Raw genomic sequence first — 21,994 nt, forward strand, 5'->3', positions numbered from 1 at the left:
TGATCTCCGGCCCTTTTTTGTTGTCGGTTGCGCACGCGGACTAAACCACTTCAAACCAAGTTTTCATGCCAGCGGACTGATGAGACAGCATGTGGCAATGAAACAGCCACTTACCGGGCGGAGGGGCGACAAAGGCGATTTCGCGCGTTTCGCGTGGCTGCACCAAAATTGTATCTTTCATCGGACCGAAACCGCCGTCTGGCAGCACCTCTTGAAAGTGCGTGCCGTGGAGATGCATCGCATGGGCAAAGGCCGTGTCATTCGCAATCGGCATGCGGACCAGTTCGCCCTGGCGCAGGGTGGCGAGCGGGGCGTCTGGCATGCCAACGATGCCGTTGAATGCCCAGACTTTTCCCTTTTGTACCAATTCACGTGTGGAGAGGTCTTCACCATCAAATGTTGCGCTTTCCATGCGGCCCATGGCACCGCCTTCCATCACCAGCGGGATCTCGCGGGCTCCTTCGAGACTTGATAGATAGCTGACGGGATTGGCAGGCAGCGCCTGGATTGGTCCGCGGGTGGCCTCCGCATCACCTGCGAGTGGGATTTCGTGCAGCAAGTAGCCCGTGTCTCGTTCTAGAAAAACAATCTGAAGAGCCTGCGCTTCTGAAGGGTCTACGTCGAGTATCACATCGGCACGTTCTGCCGGCCCAAAGACCAGTGCGCCAAGATCTTCGGGCGCCTGCAATGGCATGCCGTCGCGTGCCACCACTTTGCCGCTGCCACCTTGAATGGCGATGGTCATGATCCTGTCAGAGGCCACATTGACAAACCTCAGTCGCACGCGCGCGTTTTTCTGCAAGGTATCAGGTGAGGGGGTCAGATGTGCGTGGACATAATTCCCCATACGTCCGGCGTGGGTCCAGTCGTGCATGGCACCAAAGTCATCGGTGATCTGTGCGGTTTCGTCGAGGCGCCAGTCGTCCAGAACGACCACGATGTCATGGTCTACATCAGGTGGAGTGTGTTCTTTGACAACGATCACGCCGTAAAGGCCGCGCGCAACCTGTTCTGTGGATCGATTGTGCGAGTGATACCAGAAGGTTCCGGCATCTTTCAAAGGAAAGGCATAATCAAATGTCTCACCGGTTGGCACTGCATCCTGAGTGAAGCCGGGAACGCCATCCATTGCATTGGGCAGACGCAACCCATGCCAGTGTATTGAGGTCGGTTGTGGCAGATTGTTGTGCAGCGTTTGTTGTAGGGTGTCCCCCTGTTTGAAGCGCAGGAGTGGGCCTGGGACAGTGCCTTGAAAGCCCCAGATCTCAGTTTTTGGATAGTCGCCAAATTCAGCACCAATCAATTGCATACTTGCGGCTTTGGCTTCCAGAATCGCGCTGGGAATGTTCGCTTTCGCTATTGTCGGCAAAAGGTAAAGTGCTGCTGTGGCTTTTAGAAACCGTCTTCTTGTTACATTCATTTGCCGCTCCTGTGCTCTCAGTCTGGCATGATCGCGCTGGGTGTAAGGTAATGGATCTCTAGGCGCAGATGCCAATAACAGAGAAGTGAATGCGCGGGATGGCGAATGATTTGGGTAAAGAGGCTGCGAAAGGGCCAGAGTTGGTTCCGGCCCTTTCGTATTCATGAGGGATCAAAGTTGAATGCGGAAGCGGGCGAAGCCGTCTGGGCCTTCGCCTGCGGGCTCAATAGAGACCCCTTCGACGCTTTCGCTGTATTCAGCTGCTTTCGGGCCGGTGTCAAACAGCACGGAGGTGTCGGGCAGAGGTGCAAAGGTCCAGTTGGCGTCGGCGCGGGGGCTGATGGTGCCTTTCTCGACGATGTAGCGCACGATCACGTCTCGGTTGGTGTCCGGCCCTTCAAACACAATGGTATCGCCCATAGCACCCGGGAATTTTCCGCCGCCGCCAGCGCGGTAATTGTTGGTGGCGATTATGAATTCTGCGTTCAGATCCAGGGGTTTGCCATCAAACATCAGGTTCACGATACGGTTGGCATCGGCGTTGATCAACGCGCCTTTGGGGTCAAACTTTGAGGGTTGGGACAGGTCGATTTGATAAGAAACACCGTCCATCACATCAAAGTTGTAGGAGGGGAAATCCGGGTTCAGAAGCACCTGATCGGCTTTGCCCGGCTCAACCTGATTGAAGATCCCGGCAGAGCGCTCAAGCCAGTCTTTGACCTCTTGTCCGGTTACTTTCACCGCGCGGGCGGTGTTGGGGTAAAGGTAGAGGTCGGAGACGTTTTTGATCGCTACGTCGCCTTTGGCCACGTCTGTGTAATACTCCGGGCCACCGCGGCCGCCAGCCTTGAAGGGTGCGGCGGCGGAGAGGATGGGAAGGCCCTCATATTCGGTGCCTTTCATCATCTGCCCGATGTACCAGAGCTGCGCGATGGAGACGATTTGCACCGATGGATCATCGGCCACGAGCGCGAAGTAGCTGTGCAGTGGGGCATCGGTTTTGCCAACCGCGCGACGCACATAGGCGAGGGTTTCGTCGTGCTCTTTCTGTACGGATTTCAATACGTTCTGCTGACTTTCCACCAGTGCGGTGATAGAGCGATCCTCGTTGCGCTTGGAGATCGGGCGGGCCTCTGTGCTGTGGCTGACGATGCGCCATTCGTTGCCGTCGCGTTCCAGCATGAGGTCGATCAGGCCGAGGTGTGAGCCCCAGAAACCGCCCATGGCGGCGGGCTTGCCCATGAGGGTGCCAGCGGCGACGTCGACGCCTGCCATGCCCTCATAGGCGGAAGAGGGGAAGACGCGGTGGTGGTGGCCGGTGAGTACGGCGTCAATGCCCTCAACAGCGGCCAGTGGGACGGAGGCGTTTTCCATGCCGTCGGTGTGATCAGCTGCGCCGATGCCGGAGTGGCTGAGCGCGATGATGATGTCTGCGCCTTCTTCTTTCATTTGCGGAACAAAGGCTTGCGCGGTTTCCACGATGTCGCGGGCCTGCACATTTCCCTCAAGATGACGGCGATCCCAGTTCATGACTTGGGGTGGTGTGAAGCCGATAACGCCAACTTTGATCTGGTGCTTCTCACCTGCGCCATCGGTGATTTCACGGTCCAGAATGGCGTAGGGTTTGAAGAGGGTTTTGTCCTCGCGAGGGCTTGCACCCTGCTCCAGAGAGATGTTGGACAGCACGGTTTCAAAGCCTGCTCCAGCCATGGATTTCATAAGGAAATCAATGCCGTAGTTGAACTCGTGGTTGCCGATTGTGGCGGCGTCAAAACCCACGGCGTTCATGGCGGTGATGATGGGGTGGCTGTCGCCTTCTTTCATGCCACGTTCATAGGCGATGTAGTCGCCCATGGGGTTGCCCTGCAGGAAATCGCCGTTGTCGATCAGGAGCGAATTGGTGGCCTCGTCGCGGATTTCTTTGATCAGGGAAGCGGTGCGGGCAAGGCCGACTGTGTCGCGCGGTTTGTCGGCGTAGTAGTCATAAGGGAAGACATGCACATGCAGGTCTGTGGTCTCCATGATCCGCAGATGTGCTTGATTTGTCGAGGCTTTTGCGGAGAACGGGTGCAGCGCGATGAAGCCTGCGGTGGCACCGAGGAAATGACGGCGGGACAGGGTGAATTGAGACATGGGACCCTCGCTGTTGGAAATGAATGAAGCCCGCCAGACAGGCGCCAAGGCGGGTTTAGGGGCAATCAATAAGGTGACTGTAACAGCTATTTGACCGGGTGGATAAACTTCTGCGACGGCGGCGGATGTTTGCGCGTTAACACTTAAATTTGTGGCGGATTTGACGTCGGTATCGCGTCGGTAATGCGGCTGTATTGCGGAGGTGCGATTTTCAGGCGGCGCGGATTAACGCAGCGCGCGGCGCGACGGGGGGGTGCGCAACGAAATGTGCCATGTGGGGAGGACTTAAAAACGGACTTGTTGCGGGGAGCAGAGCGCAGCCAAAGGCTGTCAAGTCCCGCGAAATTTCTCCGTGGTAGGGCGGGTGTTGGGCGGTGAGTTGTGAGAGAGCGCGGTCCAATGAAACGAGAAGGCTTGCCTCCGTTCAAAGAGGCCAGCCCCCGACACTGGGTGGGGGTGGAGCCCCCTCCCTTGGGGAGGGTCGGGGGCTGGTCGGCTTCGCCGTCCGTGAAAGGGTGGTGACCGCGTGCTGCTGGTTTTCAGAAGGACGCTTTACAGTCTAGCTCACGAATTGCCGTTGCCGGTGAAGCGCGCGGCGTCTGCGGCGGCGCGGCGGATGGCGTTGGATTTGTGGACGGTCTCCATGTATTCGGCCTCCGGGTCGCTGTCATAGACAACGCCGCCACCGGCCTGAATGTAGAGCTTTTCGTCTTTCACAATCGCGGTGCGCAGGGCGATACAGATGTCCATGTCGCCGCCGGAGCTGAAGTAGCCCACACCGCCCCCATAGATGCCACGTTTTTCTGGCTCCAGCTCGTCGATGATTTCCATGGCGCGCACTTTGGGCGCACCGGAAACGGTGCCGGCGGGCATGCCAGCAAAGAAGGCATCAAGCGCGTCTTTGTCCTCGGCCAGTTCACCGACGACGTTGGAGACGATGTGCATCACGTGGCTATACCGCTCGATGATGAATTTCTCGGTGGGGCGCACGGTGCCGACCTTGGCCACGCGGCCGGTGTCGTTGCGGCCCAGATCGAGCAGCATGAGGTGCTCGGCCAGCTCTTTCTTGTCGGCCAGCAGATCCTCCTCAAGCGCCTTGTCCTCTTCCGGCGTTGCGCCACGGGGGCGGGTGCCTGCGATGGGGCGGATGGTCACTTCGTCGCCAAAGACCCGCACGAGGATTTCGGGGCTCGCGCCTACCACCTGAAAGCCGCCGAAGTTGAAGTAGAACATGAACGGCGAGGGGTTGGTGCGGCGCAGGGAACGGTAGAGCGCAAACGGCGGCTGCGGGAAATCCTGCGTCCAGCGCTGCGCTGGGACCACCTGAAAGATGTCGCCTGCCTTGATGTAGTCTTTGGCCTTCTCCACAGCGGCCATGTAGCCTTCTTTGGTGAAGTTGGAGGTGGGCGGGGCCACCTCGCGCGCTTCGCCCAGATCGCGTGCGGCCTGGGGCATGGCGCGTTCCAGATCGCGCACCGCATCCATCACTCGTTCGGCGGCCTGTGCATAGGCGGCTTTGGCGGATTGGCCTTCGCTCACCCATGCGGGGGAGACCACGGTGACCTCGCCTTTCACACCATCCAGCACGGCGACCACGGAGGGGCGCAGCATGCAGGCGTCGGGCAGGCCAAGCGGATCGGGGTTGATGTTGGGCAGGTGCTCGACCAGCCGGATCATATCATAGCCAAGATAGCCAAACAGACCGGCGGAGGCCTGTGGCAGGTCTTCGGGCAAGTCGATGCGGCTCTCCTCAATGAGGGCGCGCAGGTTGGTGAGTGGATCGCCCTCCTGTGGCGCAAAGCCATCCGGATCAAAGCGCGCAGACCGGTTGATGCGGCTTTCTGTGCCATGGCACTGCCAGATCAGATCGGGCTTCATGCCGATGATGGAGTAGCGCCCGCGCACCTCTCCGCCGGTCACCGACTCTAGCATAAAGGCATCTTTATGCGCGCCGGTGAGTTTCAGCATGAGGGACACAGGGGTATCCAGATCGGCGGCAAGCCGGGTGTAGACAACCTGATTTTGGCCCGCCTCGTAGGCGGTGGCGAAGTCTTCAAAGCTCGGGGTCAGGTCCACCTTGGCGACCTTTCTTATTGGAACTGCGCGTGCACTGCATTCAGTGCCTGCTGATTGATCTCTGCCGGATACATCGCTTGCAGCGCCTCGGCATAGGCCTGGAACATGTCCTGGGACACGCCGCTGGCCAGCTGCGTGGTGATGCGCGATTTGAGGGCGGCGATTTCCGGCTCGTCGTTTTTCGGCGCGGTGATGGCATCAAGGCGCACAAGGATCACGCCGTTTGCGCTGTCAAGCACGCGGATTTCGCCCGCTTCCATTTCAAACACGGAGGACAGGAAGTTTGCCGGGGTGCCGGGAATGAAGCCGCCGCGATCCATGCCGGTTTCCTCAATTGCGGTGAAGCCGAAAGAGGCAATTTCGGTGCCTTCGGACAGGCGTGGCATCAGCCCGTCAACCAGCGCATTCAGCGCGTCGGCGGTGCGCTCTGCCGTGACGGCTGCGGCTGCGGCCTCTTTCACATCTTCGAGCGGGGCCGGGTGGGCCTCGGTTTCGCCGTCAAGGCGCAGGGCAAAGATGCCGCCATCTTCCAGCACTTCAATCTGTGGGAAGTCACTGTCGGTCACAGCCGAGGCGGTGGCGCGGAAGCCCTCGTAGCCCGCAAGCGGGTGATCGACGGCGCTGTGCCAATCGACGCTGCCGAGTTGCATATCCGTTTCGTCAATCAGCTCTTCGAGGGTTGCACCTGCGGCGAGCAGATCGTCGATGTCGGTGATTTGGGTTTCAATCAGGCGGCGGGCGCGGTCTGCGGCGAGCTCATCACGCAGGATGGCGCTGGCCTCTTCGAAGCTGGTGCTTTGCGCAGGCAGGATGCCGTTCACGCGGAAGAGGGCCGGGCCAAGGTCGGATGGCACGGGGCCTGCAACGCCGCCCACTGGGGTGAGGAACACGGCTTCGCCTGCGGCGCTTAGCTCTGCCTTGGTCACGTCGCCCATATCCACATCTGCAAGGTCAAGACCGCGGCCTTCGACCAGCGTCTCAAAGGTGGCGGTGCCTGCAGTGATTTCCGCGAGTGCGGCTTCGGCGGCGGCCTCATCGCCAAAGGCGAGGCGTTCCACCAGGCGGCGCTCTGGGCGGTTGAATTCCGCATCACGCTCTTCATAGAGCGCCTGCAGCGCGGTTTCATCGATCTCGACCTGATCGATGATCATGTCCGGGCTGAGCCACGCATAGGTGATCTGACGGGTGGCGGGCACCATGAAGCTGTCCTGATTGGCCTCATAATAAGCGGCGATGTCGGCCTCCGATGGAGTCTCAACCGGGCGGGTCAGGTTCTCTGCGGTGAGCTGCGCCCAGGTGAAATCACGCTCTTCGGCGATGTAGGAGATCACCGCATCGGCATAGGCATCCGACATGGACAGGCCAGAGACAATCGCGCCCTGCAGAAGGCTGCGGGCGGTGTCCTCGCGCACGCTGTCTTCGAATTCGGATTCGCTCATGCCTGCCTGATCAATGGCGAAGCTGTAGGCATCGCGATCAAAGGAGCCATCAAGGCCCTGAAAGGCGGGGATGTTGAGCAGCTCGCTGCGCAGGTTTTCGTCGCCGATGGAGAGACCAAGGCGGTCGTTTTCCGCATCAAGTGACCGGGTGGTGGCGAGGCGGGAGAGCACGAGACGGTCAATGCCGAAAGCCTGCGCCTGCACGAAGGGCAGGGACTGGCCGGTCTGTGCCTCAAGGGCGCGCAGCTCTTCCTGAAGGGCGCGGGCGTAGGCATCCACGGAGATGTCCTTGTCGCCCACAGAGCCGACGGAATGCACGGTGCCTGTGAGGCTGGTTGCGCCAAAGCCACCCAAGCCCAAAATGAGCAGGCCCATGAGAATCCAGACCGCTGTTTTAGAGGTTTTGCTCTGCGCCATGTCGGTTGTCCGCCCTGTGATCGTTCAAGTTTCTGAGGGCAAGGTCTACGCGGTTGGGGCAGGGGGGGCAAGCCACATTGGCCTGCCCGGAGGTGCAGAGTGCGCGCTCAGTAGGCGACCGTTGCGAGGCGGTCAAAAAGCACGCCGATTTCGTCGCGATCGACATTGGCAAAGGCGATGCGCAGGGTGCGGGCGGCGTCGGGATCTTCCTCGGGCATGAACATGGTGCCGGGCAGCGTGAGGATGGCGTGATCGCGCACAAGTCTTTGGGCGAGTTCGTCACTGGCCAAATCGAACGGATGTTCGAAATAGGCAAAATATGCGCCCACTCCGCGCAGTTTCCAGCCATTTTTGTCGATTTTTGGCAGGTTGTCGGTGATGGCGGCACGGCGATCAAGGATCTCCTCACGCTCTTCTGACAGCCAATCGGACAGGTTTTGCATGCCCCAGAGGGCCGCATGCTGGCCAAGCTGGTTGGGACAGATGGCAACGGTGTCGAGAAACTTCTCGGCCTCCGCCAAAAGTGGGGTGCTGCTGACCATAGCGCCCACACGATGGCCGGTGAGACGGTAGGCTTTAGAGAAAGAATAGAGGTGGATCAGCGTGTTCGCCCAATCGGGGTCAGAAAACAGATCATGCGGCGCGCCGTCGCGAGAATCAAAGTCGCGATAGGTTTCATCCACGATCAGACGCAGCCCATGGGCCTTGGCGAGATCATACATCCCCCGCACTAGGGAAGCCGGATACTCCACGCCGCCCGGATTGTTGGGGGTGACCAGCACAATGGCGCGCGTGCGCGGTGTGATCAGCGGGGCGGCCTGTGCCACATCGGGGAGAAGATCTGCGCCTGTTTTGAGCGGCACAGCGGTGACGCCCTGCATGTCGATCCACATTTTATGGTTGAAATACCAAGGGGTTGGAATGATAACTTCATCCCCTTCGCTGGCAATTGCGGCGAGCGCTGCGCTGAAAGCCTGATTGCAGCCCGAGGTGATTGCCACCTGATCTGGTGCAATTTCTGCGCCATAGGCGGCGCTCCATTGGCTGGAGACCTCTGCACGCAACTCTGGCAGGCCCAGCACCGGGCCGTAGAGATGGGCCTGCGCCACGTTTAGAGCCGTGTCGGCAATGTGGCGGCGCAGCGGCTCTGGCGGCGGGGCAACGGGCGCAGCCTGGCTGACGTTGATGAGCGGTTTGTCATCTGAGAAAACCACGCCCTCAAGCCAGCGACGGGCCTCCATTACGGGCGGGGCAAAGGTGGCGTTGGTGCGAGACACGGTCATGGCGGCATCCTGAAATCTGTGGTGAGGCCGACCTATGTGCGAGAGGCGGGAGGATCAGCGGCTTTCCTGCAGAAAAGCCGCCAATGCAATGATGTGCAAGCAGATGTTTGCCTGAGCGCGTGCGACAGTCAGTATCGGCGGCTTTATGGGCGAAGTGGCCTTCCTCTTGCCCAAAATATCCCGGGGGAGCCTCATCTGTGATGGGGCGGGGGCAGCGCCCCCTTTCACACGCCTCCCCAGACACAGGGGGAAGATCCTCAAAGATCAGTCGGTGCCGCGATACGGCTCAACATATTGCAGGGCCATATCCCACGGGAAGAAGATCCATGTGTCCTGGCTGACACCGGTGATGAAAGTGTCGACCTGTGGCTCGCCCTGCGGCTTTGCATAAACAGTGGCGAAATGCGCCTTGGGGTAGGTTTCGCGTACCAACTCAAGGGTTTTGCCGGAATCCACCAGATCGTCGATGATTAGCACGCCTTCGCCGTCGCCCATCAACTCGGCATCTGGGGCTTTCAGGATTTCGGCCTCGCGGCGCTGGTCGGCTTTGCCGCCGCCGGAGTGGTAGGATTTCACGGAAATCGTGTCGACCACACGGATGTCGAGCTCGCGCGCCACAATCATTGCAGGCGCCATGCCGCCGCGGGTGATGGCGACAATCGCGCGCCATGCGCCATCATCAGGGCCTTTGCCGTCCAGACGCCACGCCAATGCCCGGCTGTCGCGGTGGATTTGATCCCAGCTGATGTGGAAACCTTTTTCGTGTGGCAGACGCTCGCTCATGGTGGACTCACCCCTTTGTGGCAGATTTCGGCTCTTCTAGCAGAAGCGCTTTGCTGCGCAAACCGTTTGATTGTTGTGGCTATGGCGTGACGACATAGCGGCCATCTTGCACAGAAATGGCTGGTGGTTGATGGCTGCTGGCAAAGCTATGGTAGGCGGGGGCGAGACTTTGCCAATAGCTTTCCCAACGGTGCCCGGAGGCTTTTGCCATGCGGGCTTCTGTTGGGCGGAAGGGGAAGGCGTGGACCGGCACAAAAGCCTGTCCGCCCTTCAGCGCGGCCTCTACGGTGACATAGATTTCTTCGATCATGGGATCGGTCATCGCGTAGCAGCCAACAGAGACACAGTCCCCGTGCACCATAAGATAGCTGCCGGTGCGCCGCTGCGCGCGGTCATAGCGGTTGGGGAAGCCCAGATTGAACGACAGATGGTAACTGCTGTTTGGGTTGAGCGCGGCTTTGTCCACGCGGTAAAAGCCCTCGGGGGATTGGCGGTCGCCTTCTTTCAGCTTGGGGCCAAGCGCACCAGAGTGGTTGCAGATTGGGTAGCTTCTGAAGAGCTGATATGGACCTGCTTCTGATTTTAGCCAGAGTTCGAGGGTTTTTTCTTCTTTGAAGATGCGGATGTAGGTTGGTGCCCCAAGGCGGGTGCCTGCATCGGCCATCGCTTTGCTGAGGCGCGGCGTTTGGTAGGCGCGGATTTCAGAAATTCCAGAACGCGGAGACCGCAGGTCAGGTTTCTGTGTCGGGATCTGGGGTGTGTATTGGATGGCAAGCACCGCAAGCGCGCTGCATGCCACAAAGATCGCCAAGAGGCGGCGCATCAAAGCGCTGCGATTTTTATGCCGAGCGCGGCCAGAAGCCCGCCAAAGATGCGGTCAATCCAGTGCTTTAGGTCGACATAGACCTCACGTGTTTTGCTGAAAGAAAACAGGCGCGCCACCGCGGTGTTCCAGAGAAATTCTCCGAGGAAAATGCACAGGAGCACAAGCGCCAGCGCCGGGGGCGTTGCGTCGCTTGGTATGGTGCCGACAAAAACCGCGCCAAAGAACACGGCGGGCTTTGGGTTGGCGAGCTGGGTCCAGATGCCAAGGCGGAAGGCTGACCAGAGCGTGGGCAGGGCGGCGGCGTCTTCACCGTCTTCCAGAGGCACATCTGCGGTGCGCCACATTTTGATCGCGGTCCAGATCAGGAAGGCGGCGCCGCCGATTTTCAGCGCGGTCAGCAGGAAAGGTGCGTATTCAAACAGCAACGCCAGACCGAAAAGAGCGGCGGCGGCCCAGAAAACCGCGCCAAGGCCGATGCCTGCGGCCAGCGCGGCACCGGTTTTCAGGCCATCACGCAGCCCTACGCGCGCTGCCATCAAGACGGCAGGGCCGGGGCTGATCGCGGCCATCAGGCAGAGTGAGATGGTCGCGATAAAGGCAGCGAGGCTCATTTGCGGCCCACCACAGCGTCGATGTCAGGTGCATCCACAGCTTTCATGCCGACAACATGGTAGCCCGCGTCGACGTGCAGATTTTCACCGGTCACGCCGCTGCCGAGGTCTGACAGAAGATAGAGCGCAGAGTTGCCCACATCCTCAATAGACACATTGCGGCGCAAGGGCGAATTCAGCTCGTTCCATTTCAGGATGTAACGGAAATCGCCAATGCCAGACGCGGCCAGCGTTTTGATCGGGCCTGCGGAAATTGCGTTTACGCGAATGCCGTCTTTGCCGAGGTCTTCGGCCAGATATTTGACGGAGGCCTCAAGCGCGGCTTTGGCCACACCCATCACGTTGTAGTGCGGCATCACCTGCTCAGCGCCATAATAGGTGAGGGTGAGGGCGGAACCGCCATCTTTCATGAGTTTTTCGGCTCGCTGCATCACCGAGGTGAAGGAGTAGACCGAGATGTCCATGGTCATCAGGAAGTTGTCCTTGGACGTGTCGACATAGCGGCCGCGCAGCTCGTTTTTGTCCGAAAAGCCAATGGCGTGAACGATAAAATCGAGTTTGCCCCATTTGGCTTCGATTTCGGCAAACGCCGCATCGACGGAGGCCGCATCAGACACATCACAATCAATCAGCGTGTCGACGCCCAACTGATCAGCCAGTGGCCCGACGCGTTTCTTGAAAGCTTCGCCCATGTAAGAAAAGGCCAGTTCCGCGCCCGCATCGGCGCAGGCCTTGGCGATGCCCCACGCGATGGATTTGTCGTTGGCGAGGCCCATTATCAGGCCACGTTTGCCTGCCATGAGTTGATTTGACATACCGCACTCCCAGTCCCAAATCGTTGTTGCTGACCATTAGGCGATTGCGCATGGTGCATCAAGAGCTTCACAAAGCAGCTAATCGGCACCATATGCGGTGTGGCCCTAAGGCGAGCGGAGAGAATAGATGACAGACCGTACCGGGATATTTGCGGGCGATGACCCGTTTGAGATTGCACGGTCTTGGCTGAAAGAGGCCGAGAAGAGCGAACCTAATGATCCGAATGCGATTGCCTTGTCGACGGTGGATGCCACTGGCATGCCCAATGCGCGGATGGTGTTGTTGAAAGATGTCGAAGAGGATGCTTTCGTTTTTTACACCAACTACGGCAGTGCAAAGGCGCAGGAAGTTGAAAGCGCCGGTGCGGCGGCTTTTGTGATGCATTGGAAGAGTCTGCGCCGCCAGATCCGTGTCCGTGGACACGTTGTGCGCGAAGAGGGCCCAAAGGCAGATGCATATTTTGAGTCGCGCAGTCTCAAAAGTCGGCTGGGGGCCTGGGCGTCAAAACAGTCCCATCCTCTCGGATCGCGGGCTGAATTGATGGCAAAAGTGGCAAAAATCACCGCCCAGCATGGCACAAGCCCGAAACGGCCTGATTTTTGGGGGGGATTCCGGATTAATCCCATTGAAATAGAGTTCTGGGCGGATGGTGCATTTCGTTTGCATGATCGCTTTCGCTGGACGCGCGAAACGCCTGAAAAACAGTGGGAAATTGCCCGCTTGAACCCATAATCATCACAGCAATCGACAGGCAAGCGCATGAAATGCAAGATATTTTTGCGCTTGCCGATTTGCCCCAGATGCAGCAATGATGGGCTTCATCATGGGGATGATACAAACTAAGGTTGAGGCATTGAGTACTCTAGAGAAAGACACCACACGTATCTTTGGTGTGGTGAAGTGGTTCGATCCGGTCAAAGGATTCGGCTTCATCGTTTCTGATGAAGGTGGTCCAGATATCTTGTTGCATGCGAATGTTCTGCGCAATTTTGGCCAAAGCTCTGTTGCGGATAATTCCGTTATTGAGGTGTCGATCCAGACGACAAATCGCGGTGCACAGGCCGTTGAAGTGCATAAAATCGAAGCGCCGATGACAGAGGCCCCGGTGGCTTTGGCGGACTTTGAGGGTATGGACCTGAGCGAGATTCGCGCCACCCCTCTGGAGCCAGCACGGGTGAAGTGGTTTGACAAAGGCAAGGGCTTTGGCTTTGCCAATGTTTTTGGCAACTCGGAAGATATTTTCCTACACATCGAAGTTCTGCGCCGTTCCGGCCTGGCGGACCTTCAGCCCGGTGAAGCCTTGGCGCTGCGTGTGATCGACGGTAAACGTGGTCGCATGGCAACCGAGGTATTGGCGTGGGAAAACGCAGCATTGGAACTTTCCTAAGACAGAAGAAGGGCGCCGGCCAAAAGATCGGCGCCGTATTGGTCGCAGTGGCTTTGTCTGGCATGTTGCCAGACCGCAGCGCGGCCCAAGGTGCCTGCCGAGAAGACACCCTTTGGATCAAAGGGGACTGGGGGCAGGCGCGATTCTCCGTAGAAGTGGCAGATACGTTTGATGAACGTGCGCAGGGCTTGATGAATCGCCCGGCGATGGCTGCCAGTGCGGGTATGATTTTCATTTATGAGCGCACGGGACCTGTGTCTTTCTGGATGAAAAACACACTGATTCCTCTCGACATGCTGTTCGCAGATGAGGCCGGTGTGATTCAGCACATACATCACGAGGCGATTCCCCTTGATGAGACCCCGATTCCGGGGGGAGAGGCCATCCGATACGTGCTCGAAATCAATGGCGGAATGGCAAAATCTCTAGGAATTACAAAGGGAAGCGCCATGCGGCACCCATTTTTTTTACAAGAAATCGCAAACTGGCGTTGTTAGGGGTTTTCATTCCCGAACAGTGGGGGTAAACGGTGCCTCACGGATCGGGGCGTAGCGCAGTCTGGTAGCGCACCTGTTTTGGGTACAGGGGGTCGCAAGTTCGAATCTTGCCGTCCCGACCATGTTTCCTCCGAGAGGAAAAGAAAAAAGGCGTCACCTTTGGTGGCGCCTTTTTCTGTTTATACGCCGAGACTTAAGGCGCGTGAGCTCTTCGAAAGAGGGCGCGGATTTTCAGCCTTTTTTGAGGCGGGACTTCGCCTTAGGCTCGCAACCATGATGATCCTTGCCGCGTTGCCTTATCTCTATTTTCTCAGCTGTCTCTGTGTGATCGGATTTCAGTTTGCGCTGATCTTTGGCGCGCCCTGGGGGCGGATCACGCAAGGGGGCACACATGAGGGTGCATTGCCCCTGTCGGGGCGCATCGCGGCCGGGATCTCTGTGCTCATTCTGCTTGGCATGGCATTTGCCATCACCTCTGCCGCAGGCTGGTGGCCGCAATGGCCGCTCTGGGCCAGTTGGGTCGCGCTGGCGGTGCAAGGACTGTCTTGCGTGGCGAACTGGATAACACCGTCACAGCCCGAACGGCGGCTCTGGGGACCGATCACATCATTGATGCTGGTGACGGCGGGCGCGATTGTTTTTTCGACTTTAGCGTGTTTTTTGCTCATTGAATACACCAAATGGTGTAGGTAAGATCTTCAGAAGGCATAATTTAGGAGAGTGCGATGAAGGTCATTTCGGTCATCAACTACAAGGGCGGTGTTGGCAAGACAACGGTCACCGCTAACCTAGCAGCCGAGCTGGCGTGGAATGGAAAACGTGTCTTGGTTGTCGATATGGATGCACAGGCCAGTTTGACGTTTTCGTTTATTACCCCTAGCGAATGGGCCCGTGACTACAATGCCGGCGGAACTATCAAGTCCTGGTTTGATGACTTCTTGAGTGGTCAGGAATCAGACTTAAAAGACATTATCCAAACGCCAGAAATCATTAACGATAAGGTATCAATCAATGGTGGATGTGTAGATGCGATCTACAGCCATCTTGCGCTGATTAACGTTGACCTCGAATTGGCCACGAAACTTTCCGGAGCAAGCTTAACACAGGCAAAAGAAAACTTCCTCAAAGTTCACAAGCGCTTGGCCGATGGCTTGGCGGGTATTCAGGACAAAGGTTACGATGTCGTCCTTATTGATTGTCCACCGAATTTCAACATTGTTACAAAGACGGCAATTGTTGCAAGCGATCTTATCTTGGTGCCTACGAGACCAGATGAATTATCCACACTTGGTATTGACTACTTGGTGCGTAGTATCGATCAGTTAAAACTGGATTTTAATGACTATGCTAATCACTCAGGAGGCTCAATTGTCGAGCCTATCGATCCAGAGATACTTGGCGTTGTCTTCACGATGATACAAGAATACGCAGGGGGACCAATTCAGGCTCAGCAAGTATTCATGAATCGCTTGAGCAAGAGTGGCTATCCTCCCGTTTTTGACGCATATATCAAACGCAATGATAGCCTGTTGTCGAGTGCTCCTGCCTACGGTACACCTGTAGTGTTAGAACCGACATCCAACGCAAGTCACCAGAGTGTCGTTGAATCGTTTGAAGAGTTCTGTCAGGAGTTCCAGTCTAAAGCGGGGGTATAATGGGAATCGACAAAGTTTCCGCTGACATTTTGTCACGGACTACTCAGATACTGAGATCAGGTTCCGAAGCGGACATAAAAAAACTTGGGCAATACTTAGCGCGATTTCAGTTCCAAAAGACTGAAAACTCTGAAACCGACTTGCATAAAGTCGAAGAAGTGCGTCAGGTCATACGAGATCTGAGAGAGTTAAGCTCTTCTAGCGCTGCAATGTCTCTACTCGAGCAGAAGCACCTATCAAGAGCATTGCTTTTGCTTGCCTCAAAGGAAATTGGTCTGCCGATTTCCAAGACTGACAAAGTGGACCAGTTGAAGCGAAAAATTGTGCATGAGATCGTCGAGTCTAGACTGAATTCAGCTGCAATCCGAAATCCGAATGCTGAGCCTCCGAAGAGGTAAATAGCTCGATTTTTGACTAAGGCAGTATCAGTCATGTGTCTGCCACAAAAACAAAAAAGGCGCTGCAAATGCAGCGCCTTTCTTTCCAATCACTGGCGGCTTACAGCAGCGCCAGATCCACAGCACTTTCGCGGCCGTCACGGCCCGCGCGCAGCTCGTAGCTGACTTTTTGGTTGTCTGCGAGGCCGGTCAGACCGGAACGCTCAACAGCAGAAATGTGTACAAACACATCGTTGCCGCCTTCGTCCGGTGCAATGAAGCCGAAGCCTTTGGTGGTGTTGAACCATTTGACGGTGCCTGTGGCCATCGTCGTTTCTCCTGATCTTATGCTGTCCACGGAATGCAACAGCGCGGCTCGGTCACATGATCGAATGACTGAGCCCAAAATAGGAGCAGATGGTCGAAGATGAAAACTTAGCGCTTTTTATCTGTATGCCTTAACGCCGCATTGCAAGCTGTATCGTGTGAAAATTGCATGAAAAGCGGCATTCTGCTGTGCTTGAGTGGCAATTGGGGCGTGGTTTCGGCGGTTGGAACGGGTTTAATCAACCTTGGGGAGAGGGGGTGATTTGGGCTGCACTGTTTAATCTATAGGCGTTGAGCGGCGCGCGTGTGGATTATTTTGACCGGTCGGTAAAAAAATGTTGCCTGAGTCGAATCCCTGTGCAAGCCTGAGTGGGTAGCCAAATAGGTGTCTGGGAGGTCTTATGTCCAACACACTGTTCAGCAATGGCATTCAAGCAGGGCGACTGACCTCTGCGGAACTGGCCGAAAATTTTGGGGATTTGCACCCCCGCTTTGATGATCACGAGGCACTTGTTGCCGCGGATCGCTGTTACTTCTGTCACGATGCGCCCTGTATGACGGCCTGTCCGACAGACATCGACATTCCGTTGTTCATTCGCCAGATCGCCACCGGCACGCCGGAAGCGGCGGCCAAGACGATTTTGGATCAGAATATTCTAGGCGGCATGTGCGCGCGGGTGTGCCCGACAGAGACCCTGTGTGAGCAGGTTTGCGTGCGCGAGACAGCGGAAGGCAATCCGGTGGAGATTGGCCGCTTGCAGCGTTACGCGACAGATGTGCTGGTGGATGCGGGTGTACATCCGTTTGAGCGCGCAGCCTCCACAGGCAAGAAAGTGGCGGTTGTGGGCGCGGGGCCTGCGGGCCTGTCGGCGGCGCATCGTTTGGCGATGCATGGTCATGACGTGACCGTTTATGATGCGCGCGCCAAGGCGGGTGGGCTGAATGAATTTGGCATCGCGGCCTATAAATCTGTCGACAGCTTTGCGGAGCGCGAGGTGGACTGGCTGCTGCAAATCGGTGGTATCTCGATTGAGACCGGCAAGAAGCTGGGCGACGGGCTGTCGCTCGACGGTCTGAAGGCTGAGTTTGACGCGGTGTTCCTAGGCATTGGTCTGGGCGGTGTGAACGCGCTCGGTGTGGACGGCGAGAATAAGGACGGCGTGGAGGATGCGGTGGATTTCATCGCGGAGCTGCGTCAGGCCAAGGATCTCACCCAGTTGGAAATCGGGCGTGATGTTGTGGTCATCGGTGGCGGTATGACCGCAGTTGATGCCGCGGTGCAAGCCAAGCTGCTGGGCGCGCTGAACGTGAGCCTTGTCTATCGCCGTGGCAAAGACCGGATGAATGCCTCAGAATTTGAGCAGGATCTGGCGGCCTCCAAAGGGGTGCGGATCATCACCAATGCGTCGCCCAAAGCGGTGATCGGCAATGGTGCGGTGCGCGAGATCGAGTTTGAGTACACCGATGATGATCTGAAGCCGACGGGGCAAAGTGTGCGTCTGGTGGCGGATCAGGTGTTTAAGGCGATTGGTCAGACGTTGGTGGGTGAAGGCTTGCCGGCGCTGGAATGGGGTAAGATCAAGGTTGATGAGACCGGACGGACCTCTGTGGAGGGCATCTGGGCCGGGGGCGATTGTGCCACGGGTGGCGATGATCTGACCGTAACCGCCGTTGCTGAGGGCCGTGATGCGGCCGAAGACATTCACGCCGCTCTGTCGGCGTAAGGTAGGAGATAAGCGATATGGCCAATCTCGAAAGTGATTTTGTCGGGATCAAATCCCCCAACCCGTTCTGGCTCGCCTCTGCGCCGCCAACGGATAAGGAATACAACGTGCGCCGCGCCTTTGACGCGGGCTGGGGTGGCGTTGTCTGGAAGACGCTTGGGGCGGAAGGTCCGCCCGTCGTCAATGTGAACGGCCCGCGCTATGGCGCGATCCACGGTGCGGATCGGCGCCTGCTGGGGCTCAACAACATCGAGCTGATCACCGACCGTCCGCTGGAGGTGAACCTGGAGGAAATGGCGCGGGTGAAGCGGGATTATCCTGATCACGCGCTGATCGCCTCGGTCATGGTGCCCTGTGAGGAAGATGCGTGGAAGCGCATTCTGCCGATGATCGCGGAAACCGGCTGTGACGGGTTTGAGCTGAACTTTGGCTGCCCGCATGGCATGGCGGAACGCGGCATGGGTTCCGCTGTGGGGCAGGTGCCGGACTATATCGAAATGGTCTCGCGCTGGTGTAAAGAGGCCACCGACCTGCCGGTGATTGTGAAGCTGACGCCCAATATCACCAATATTCTGTATCCCGCCGAAGCCGCGCTGCGCGGTGGGGCGGATGCGGTGAGTCTGATCAACACGATCAACTCGATCACCTCGGTGAACCTAGATGCGATGAGCCCGGAGCCGATGATTGATGGCAAAGGCACGCATGGCGGCTATTGCGGCCCGGCGGTAAAGCCGATTGCGCTTAACATGGTGGCAGAGATCGCGCGTAACCCTGAAACCGCGCGCCTGCCGATTTCCGGCATTGGTGGCGTGACCACCTGGCGCGATGCGGCGGAGTTCATGGCGCTGGGGGCGGGCAACGTGCAGGTCTGTACGGCGGCGATGACCTATGGTTTCAAGATCGTTCAAGAGATGATCTCTGGTCTGTCCCAATGGATGGATGAGAAGGGCTATACCTCCACCGCGGATTTTGTCGGCATGGCGACGCCCAATGTCACCGACTGGCAGTATCTGAACCTCAATCACGTCACCAAAGCGGTGATCAATCAGGACGATTGTATCAAGTGCGGGCGCTGCTATGCGGCCTGTGAAGACACCAGCCACCAGGCGATCGAGATGTCTGAGGACCGTGTGTTCACCGTGAAGGATGATGAATGCGTGGCCTGTAACCTGTGTGTCAACGTGTGTCCGGTGGAGAACTGTATCACCATGCGCACGCTGGATGTGGGTGAGATGGATGAGCGCACCGGGACGCCGGTTGCTGCCGAATATGGTAACTGGACCGCGCATCCCAACAATCCCGCGGCGACAGCTGCAGAGTAAGTCGTCGCAAGACGCAGATGCGCCGCTGCTGGGGATGGCAGCGGCGCATTTTTTTGACGAAGCACAAGTGTGTTGGTGACGTGGGCTCAGACGGTGAGCAGCTTGCGGTACATTTGTTCCAGATAGGTTTCGGCCCCATCCAGCACATCGGTTTCATCCGCTGTAAGCACGCGAACCTGCGCATCAAAATCGGCGTAGTGCTGGGTTGTGGCCCAGATGGAAAACAGCAGATGACGTGGTTCAACCGGGGCAATGCGCCCCTCTCTGACCCAGCGGTTGATCAGGGTGACTTTGCGATCAAACAACGGCTTTAGCCCGGTTTCCAGATGCGGGGCCATGCGCGGCGCGCCTTGCACGATCTCATTGGCAAACAGCCGGCTTTCGCGGGGGAACTGCCGGCTCATTTCCAGTTTGCGGTGCACGTATCCCAAGAGTTCCTCAAGCGGTTCCCCCTCGGCGTCCAAGCCTTCTAGCGGGTCCAGCCAGGTTTCCATCAACTGGTTGAGGAGCGTGACGTGAATGTCTTCTTTGCCACTGAAGTAATAGAGGATGTTGGGTTTTGACAGACCGGCCTGCTCGGCGATCAAGTCGAGTGTCGCCCCCCGGTAGCCATGCGCTGAAAACACCTCGAGCGCCGCATCAAGGATGCGTTTGCGATTGCGCTGTTGAATGCGGCTGGGTTTGCGGGTTGGGGCCTCAGGCATATTGTTTTCCATAGCTCGGTCACATTTAGGCTAATGGAGCGCGCTGGCGCGGTCCATAGGGCAATAACGTGCGCGCCTTATGCTCAGCTTAGTGCGCCGATGCCACGCAGAATGATGGATTTGATATTGTTTTTCGCCTCGTCCCATTGCGCATCTGACAGCGGTGCACCGTGGTTGAGGGTTTCGATCTGATGGCCAAAATCGGCATAATGCTGCGTGGTCGCCCAGAGCATATAGAGCAAATGCCGGGGATCGATGGGCTGCATGCGCCCTTCGGCAATCCAGCGTTCGATCACTTTGATTCTGCCGTTTGTCCATTCTGTCAGTGTGGTTTCGAGATAATCCTGAATAACAGGCGCCCCGTGCATCACTTCGCTGGCCCAGACTTTTGAGCCATCCGGATGGCGGCGGGAGATCTCCATTTTGGCATCAATGTAGGCGCCGATGCCATCTTCGGGGCCTTCGGCGTTGTCAAAGGTGTCAGCGGCTTGAAGCCAGATCTCAAAGATATTCTGCACCACCTGTCGATAGAGTAACTCTTTGGTAGGAAAGTAATAATGCAGGTTTGCCTTGGGCAACCCGGCCACATCGGCAATGAGCTGCATGGTAGCGCCGCCAAAACCGGCCTCCGCGAACACTTTTTCCGCTGCTGATAAAATCAGCGTTTCTGCCTCTTTGCGGCGCAGTTTTTTGCTGTTTGAGGGGCGTGTCGTGGACATGAATGGGGCCTTGAGAATTTTCTTGACCGAATGGTCAGGCTGTGTTGCTCTGAAATTGACCATACGGTCAGGATGACCGTGAAAGCAAGAGCCCCGCCAGCGAGGAACCGACTTAAAAAGTCAGGAATCCAGGCCAAACTAGGGAGTGAAGTCATGGGTGCACCCGGAGAAAATCTGAAGGTGAATGGCGACCGACTGTGGGACAGTCTGATGGAAATGGCCAAAATCGGCCCCGGCGTGGCAGGCGGCAACAATCGTCAGACGCTGACCGATGAGGACGCTGAGGGGCGCGCGCTGTTTCAGACCTGGTGTGAGGAAGTGGGCTGCACCATGGGGCTCGATACCATGGGCAATATGTTTGCCACCTATCCCGGCACGGATCCTGACGCCTTGCCAGTGTATATGGGCAGCCATTTGGACACCCAGCCGACGGGCGGGAAGTATGACGGGGTGCTTGGGGTTTTGGGTGGTCTGGAAGTGCTGCGTAGCATCAAGGATCTGGGCATCAAAACCAAACACCCGATTGTTGTGACCAATTGGACCAATGAGGAAGGCACGCGGTACGCCCCGGCGATGCTGTCCTCTGGTGTGTTTGCGGGCGTTCACTCGCAGGATTGGGCCTACGACCGCGAAGATGCGGAAGGCAAAAAATTCGGTGACGAGCTGGCGCGGATCGGCTGGCGTGGCGATGAGGACGTGGGCGCGCGCAAGATGCACGCGATGTTTGAGCTGCACATTGAGCAGGGGCCCATTCTGGAAGCAGAAGGCAAGGACATTGGCGTTGTCACCCATGGGCAGGGCCTGAGCTGGACGCAGGTCACGATTGAGGGCAAGGATGCCCATACCGGATCGACGCCGATGCCGATGCGCAAGAATGCGGGCCTTGGCATGGCGCGGATTTTGGACAAGGTGGATGAGATCGCCTATTCCCATGCGCCCCATGCGGTGGGCGCGGCAGGCCATATTGATGTGTATCCGAACTCGCGCAATGTGATCCCCGGCAAGGTGGTCTTTACCGTCGATTTCCGCAGCCCGGAGCTGTCGGTGATTGAGGACATGGAAGCCCGCCTCAAGGTCGAGGGCCAGAAGATCGCTGACGACATGGGCCTCACGATTTCCTTTGAGAAGGTGGGCGGATTTGATCCGGTGAAATTTGATGAAGGCTGCGTGACGGCCGTGCGCAATGCGGCGGAGCGTCTGGGCTATAGTCACACCAATATCATCTCAGGTGCAGGCCATGATGCCTGCTGGATCAATCAAGTGGCGCCGACCGCGATGATCATGTGTCCCTGTGTGGACGGGCTTTCGCACAATGAGGCGGAAGAGATTTCCAAAGAGTGGGCGGCGGCAGGCACTGATGTGCTTTTGCATGCGGTGCTCGAGACGGCTGAGATCGTCGAATAATTTAGCGACCGGGAGCGTGGCTCCCGGACCCCGGTACACTTTCCAGAAAGAGAAAGCGGGGCGCAGACATAGCG

20 protein-coding genes and 1 tRNA gene are annotated in these 21,994 nt (G+C 57.6%); 9 read left to right on the top strand and 12 right to left on the bottom strand.

The genetic code is table 11. The features are described from left to right. Positions 1-40: 40 nt before the first annotated feature. The 9 genes from J7413_RS14160 to fabI form a co-directional block, all read right to left on the bottom strand. The gene (locus tag J7413_RS14160; protein WP_209099286.1) at positions 41-1,420 is read right to left on the bottom strand and encodes a multicopper oxidase family protein; all 1,380 of its coding nucleotides are present in this window, start codon (positions 1,418-1,420) and stop codon (positions 41-43) included. Between the two features lie 171 nt (positions 1,421-1,591). Further along, entirely contained in the window at positions 1,592-3,553 is a 1,962-nt protein-coding gene (locus J7413_RS14165) for a bifunctional 2',3'-cyclic-nucleotide 2'-phosphodiesterase/3'-nucleotidase (RefSeq protein WP_209099287.1), read from the bottom strand. Positions 3,554-4,117: 564 nt separating this feature from the next. Next, on the bottom strand, positions 4,118-5,629 hold the full coding sequence (gene trpE / locus J7413_RS14170) for an anthranilate synthase component I (protein ID WP_209099288.1): 1,512 nt from the start codon (positions 5,627-5,629) through the stop codon (positions 4,118-4,120). Positions 5,630-5,643: 14 nt separating this feature from the next. Continuing rightward, positions 5,644-7,485, bottom strand: coding sequence for a peptidylprolyl isomerase (locus tag J7413_RS14175; protein ID WP_209099289.1), 1,842 nt, complete (start codon positions 7,483-7,485; stop codon positions 5,644-5,646). Positions 7,486-7,592: 107 nt separating this feature from the next. Then, positions 7,593-8,768: an aminotransferase gene (locus J7413_RS14180; protein WP_209099291.1), complete on the bottom strand. Its 1,176-nt coding sequence runs from the start codon at positions 8,766-8,768 to the stop codon at positions 7,593-7,595. Positions 8,769-9,032: 264 nt separating this feature from the next. Beyond that, a complete protein-coding gene (gene gpt / locus J7413_RS14185; RefSeq protein WP_209061153.1) occupies positions 9,033-9,551 on the bottom strand; it encodes a xanthine phosphoribosyltransferase in 519 nt (172 codons plus the stop codon). A 79-nt stretch (positions 9,552-9,630) separates the two neighbouring features. After that, positions 9,631-10,374, bottom strand: a complete 744-nt coding sequence (locus J7413_RS14190) for a murein L,D-transpeptidase family protein (protein WP_247743534.1) — start codon at positions 10,372-10,374, stop codon at positions 9,631-9,633. After that, on the bottom strand, positions 10,374-10,988 hold the full coding sequence (locus J7413_RS14195) for a LysE family translocator (RefSeq protein WP_209099293.1): 615 nt from the start codon (positions 10,986-10,988) through the stop codon (positions 10,374-10,376). The genes J7413_RS14190 and J7413_RS14195 overlap by 1 nt, the downstream gene beginning before the upstream one ends. Beyond that, the gene (gene fabI / locus J7413_RS14200; RefSeq protein ID WP_209099295.1) at positions 10,985-11,803 is read right to left on the bottom strand and encodes an enoyl-ACP reductase FabI; all 819 of its coding nucleotides are present in this window, start codon (positions 11,801-11,803) and stop codon (positions 10,985-10,987) included. Before fabI ends, J7413_RS14195 begins: the two co-directional genes overlap by 4 nt. Before the next feature lie 127 nt (positions 11,804-11,930). Here fabI and pdxH point away from each other — a divergent pair, with 127 nt between their 5' ends. The 6 genes from pdxH (at position 11,931) to J7413_RS14230 (ending at position 15,343) form a co-directional block, all read left to right on the top strand. After that, on the top strand, positions 11,931-12,536 hold the full coding sequence (pdxH, locus tag J7413_RS14205; protein WP_209099297.1) for a pyridoxamine 5'-phosphate oxidase: 606 nt from the start codon (positions 11,931-11,933) through the stop codon (positions 12,534-12,536). Between the two features lie 97 nt (positions 12,537-12,633). Then, on the top strand, positions 12,634-13,191 hold the full coding sequence (locus tag J7413_RS14210; protein ID WP_209099596.1) for a cold shock domain-containing protein: 558 nt from the start codon (positions 12,634-12,636) through the stop codon (positions 13,189-13,191). 62 nt (positions 13,192-13,253) lie between these two features. Continuing rightward, on the top strand, positions 13,254-13,688 hold the full coding sequence (locus tag J7413_RS14215) for a DUF192 domain-containing protein (RefSeq protein ID WP_209099597.1): 435 nt from the start codon (positions 13,254-13,256) through the stop codon (positions 13,686-13,688). A 45-nt stretch (positions 13,689-13,733) separates the two neighbouring features. Continuing rightward, positions 13,734-13,810, top strand: a tRNA-Pro gene (locus tag J7413_RS14220). A gap of 151 nt (positions 13,811-13,961) precedes the next feature. Then, positions 13,962-14,381 carry a hypothetical protein gene (locus J7413_RS14225; protein ID WP_209099299.1) on the top strand — a complete coding sequence of 140 codons (420 nt, stop codon included), beginning with the start codon at positions 13,962-13,964 and terminating at the stop codon, positions 14,379-14,381. Between the two features lie 32 nt (positions 14,382-14,413). Next, positions 14,414-15,343: a ParA family protein gene (locus J7413_RS14230; protein ID WP_209099301.1), complete on the top strand. Its 930-nt coding sequence runs from the start codon at positions 14,414-14,416 to the stop codon at positions 15,341-15,343. 498 nt (positions 15,344-15,841) lie between these two features. Here J7413_RS14230 and J7413_RS14235 read toward each other — a convergent pair whose 3' ends face one another. After that, a complete protein-coding gene (locus J7413_RS14235) occupies positions 15,842-16,048 on the bottom strand; it encodes a cold-shock protein (RefSeq protein WP_209099303.1) in 207 nt (68 codons plus the stop codon). A 400-nt stretch (positions 16,049-16,448) separates the two neighbouring features. Here J7413_RS14235 and J7413_RS14240 point away from each other — a divergent pair, with 400 nt between their 5' ends. Both J7413_RS14240 and preA read left to right on the top strand, forming a co-directional pair. Beyond that, positions 16,449-17,771 carry an NAD(P)-dependent oxidoreductase gene (locus tag J7413_RS14240; RefSeq protein WP_209099305.1) on the top strand — a complete coding sequence of 441 codons (1,323 nt, stop codon included), beginning with the start codon at positions 16,449-16,451 and terminating at the stop codon, positions 17,769-17,771. A 17-nt stretch (positions 17,772-17,788) separates the two neighbouring features. Further along, on the top strand, positions 17,789-19,093 hold the full coding sequence (gene preA / locus J7413_RS14245; protein WP_209099312.1) for an NAD-dependent dihydropyrimidine dehydrogenase subunit PreA: 1,305 nt from the start codon (positions 17,789-17,791) through the stop codon (positions 19,091-19,093). Between the two features lie 86 nt (positions 19,094-19,179). Here preA and J7413_RS14250 read toward each other — a convergent pair whose 3' ends face one another. Beyond that, positions 19,180-19,797, bottom strand: a complete 618-nt coding sequence (locus J7413_RS14250; RefSeq protein WP_209099314.1) for a TetR family transcriptional regulator C-terminal domain-containing protein — start codon at positions 19,795-19,797, stop codon at positions 19,180-19,182. An 83-nt stretch (positions 19,798-19,880) separates the two neighbouring features. Further along, positions 19,881-20,516, bottom strand: coding sequence for a TetR/AcrR family transcriptional regulator (locus J7413_RS14255; protein ID WP_209099316.1), 636 nt, complete (start codon positions 20,514-20,516; stop codon positions 19,881-19,883). A gap of 153 nt (positions 20,517-20,669) precedes the next feature. On the opposite strand from J7413_RS14255, the gene J7413_RS14260 reads away from it, so the two are divergent. Further along, complete coding sequence (locus J7413_RS14260) at positions 20,670-21,920, top strand: Zn-dependent hydrolase (RefSeq protein ID WP_209099318.1); 1,251 nt, start codon at positions 20,670-20,672, stop codon at positions 21,918-21,920. The last annotated feature ends 74 nt before the right edge of the window (positions 21,921-21,994 follow it).

This window comes from Shimia sp. R10_1, assembly GCF_017744095.1.
GTDB lineage: Bacteria > Pseudomonadota > Alphaproteobacteria > Rhodobacterales > Rhodobacteraceae > Shimia.

What these genes read in the sequence shown, in the direction of transcription:
- J7413_RS14190 (WP_247743534.1), bottom strand. Translation starts at nt 10,374, where the DNA reads ATGCGCCGCCTCTTGGCGATCTTTGTGGCATGCAGCGCGCTTGCGGTG.
- gpt (WP_209061153.1), bottom strand. Translation starts at nt 9,551, where the DNA reads ATGAGCGAGCGTCTGCCACACGAAAAAGGTTTCCACATCAGCTGGGAT.
- pdxH (WP_209099297.1), top strand. Translation starts at nt 11,931, where the DNA reads ATGACAGACCGTACCGGGATATTTGCGGGCGATGACCCGTTTGAGATT.
- J7413_RS14180 (WP_209099291.1), bottom strand. Translation starts at nt 8,768, where the DNA reads ATGACCGTGTCTCGCACCAACGCCACCTTTGCCCCGCCCGTAATGGAG.
- J7413_RS14195 (WP_209099293.1), bottom strand. Translation starts at nt 10,988, where the DNA reads ATGAGCCTCGCTGCCTTTATCGCGACCATCTCACTCTGCCTGATGGCC.
- J7413_RS14165 (WP_209099287.1), bottom strand. Translation starts at nt 3,553, where the DNA reads ATGTCTCAATTCACCCTGTCCCGCCGTCATTTCCTCGGTGCCACCGCA.
- J7413_RS14160 (WP_209099286.1), bottom strand. Translation starts at nt 1,420, where the DNA reads ATGAATGTAACAAGAAGACGGTTTCTAAAAGCCACAGCAGCACTTTAC.
- J7413_RS14255 (WP_209099316.1), bottom strand. Translation starts at nt 20,516, where the DNA reads ATGTCCACGACACGCCCCTCAAACAGCAAAAAACTGCGCCGCAAAGAG.
- preA (WP_209099312.1), top strand. Translation starts at nt 17,789, where the DNA reads ATGGCCAATCTCGAAAGTGATTTTGTCGGGATCAAATCCCCCAACCCG.
- fabI (WP_209099295.1), bottom strand. Translation starts at nt 11,803, where the DNA reads ATGTCAAATCAACTCATGGCAGGCAAACGTGGCCTGATAATGGGCCTC.
- J7413_RS14215 (WP_209099597.1), top strand. Translation starts at nt 13,254, where the DNA reads ATGTTGCCAGACCGCAGCGCGGCCCAAGGTGCCTGCCGAGAAGACACC.
- J7413_RS14260 (WP_209099318.1), top strand. Translation starts at nt 20,670, where the DNA reads ATGGGTGCACCCGGAGAAAATCTGAAGGTGAATGGCGACCGACTGTGG.
- J7413_RS14235 (WP_209099303.1), bottom strand. Translation starts at nt 16,048, where the DNA reads ATGGCCACAGGCACCGTCAAATGGTTCAACACCACCAAAGGCTTCGGC.
- J7413_RS14230 (WP_209099301.1), top strand. Translation starts at nt 14,414, where the DNA reads ATGAAGGTCATTTCGGTCATCAACTACAAGGGCGGTGTTGGCAAGACA.
- J7413_RS14210 (WP_209099596.1), top strand. Translation starts at nt 12,634, where the DNA reads ATGATACAAACTAAGGTTGAGGCATTGAGTACTCTAGAGAAAGACACC.
- J7413_RS14175 (WP_209099289.1), bottom strand. Translation starts at nt 7,485, where the DNA reads ATGGCGCAGAGCAAAACCTCTAAAACAGCGGTCTGGATTCTCATGGGC.
- J7413_RS14240 (WP_209099305.1), top strand. Translation starts at nt 16,449, where the DNA reads ATGTCCAACACACTGTTCAGCAATGGCATTCAAGCAGGGCGACTGACC.
- J7413_RS14250 (WP_209099314.1), bottom strand. Translation starts at nt 19,797, where the DNA reads ATGCCTGAGGCCCCAACCCGCAAACCCAGCCGCATTCAACAGCGCAAT.
- J7413_RS14225 (WP_209099299.1), top strand. Translation starts at nt 13,962, where the DNA reads ATGATGATCCTTGCCGCGTTGCCTTATCTCTATTTTCTCAGCTGTCTC.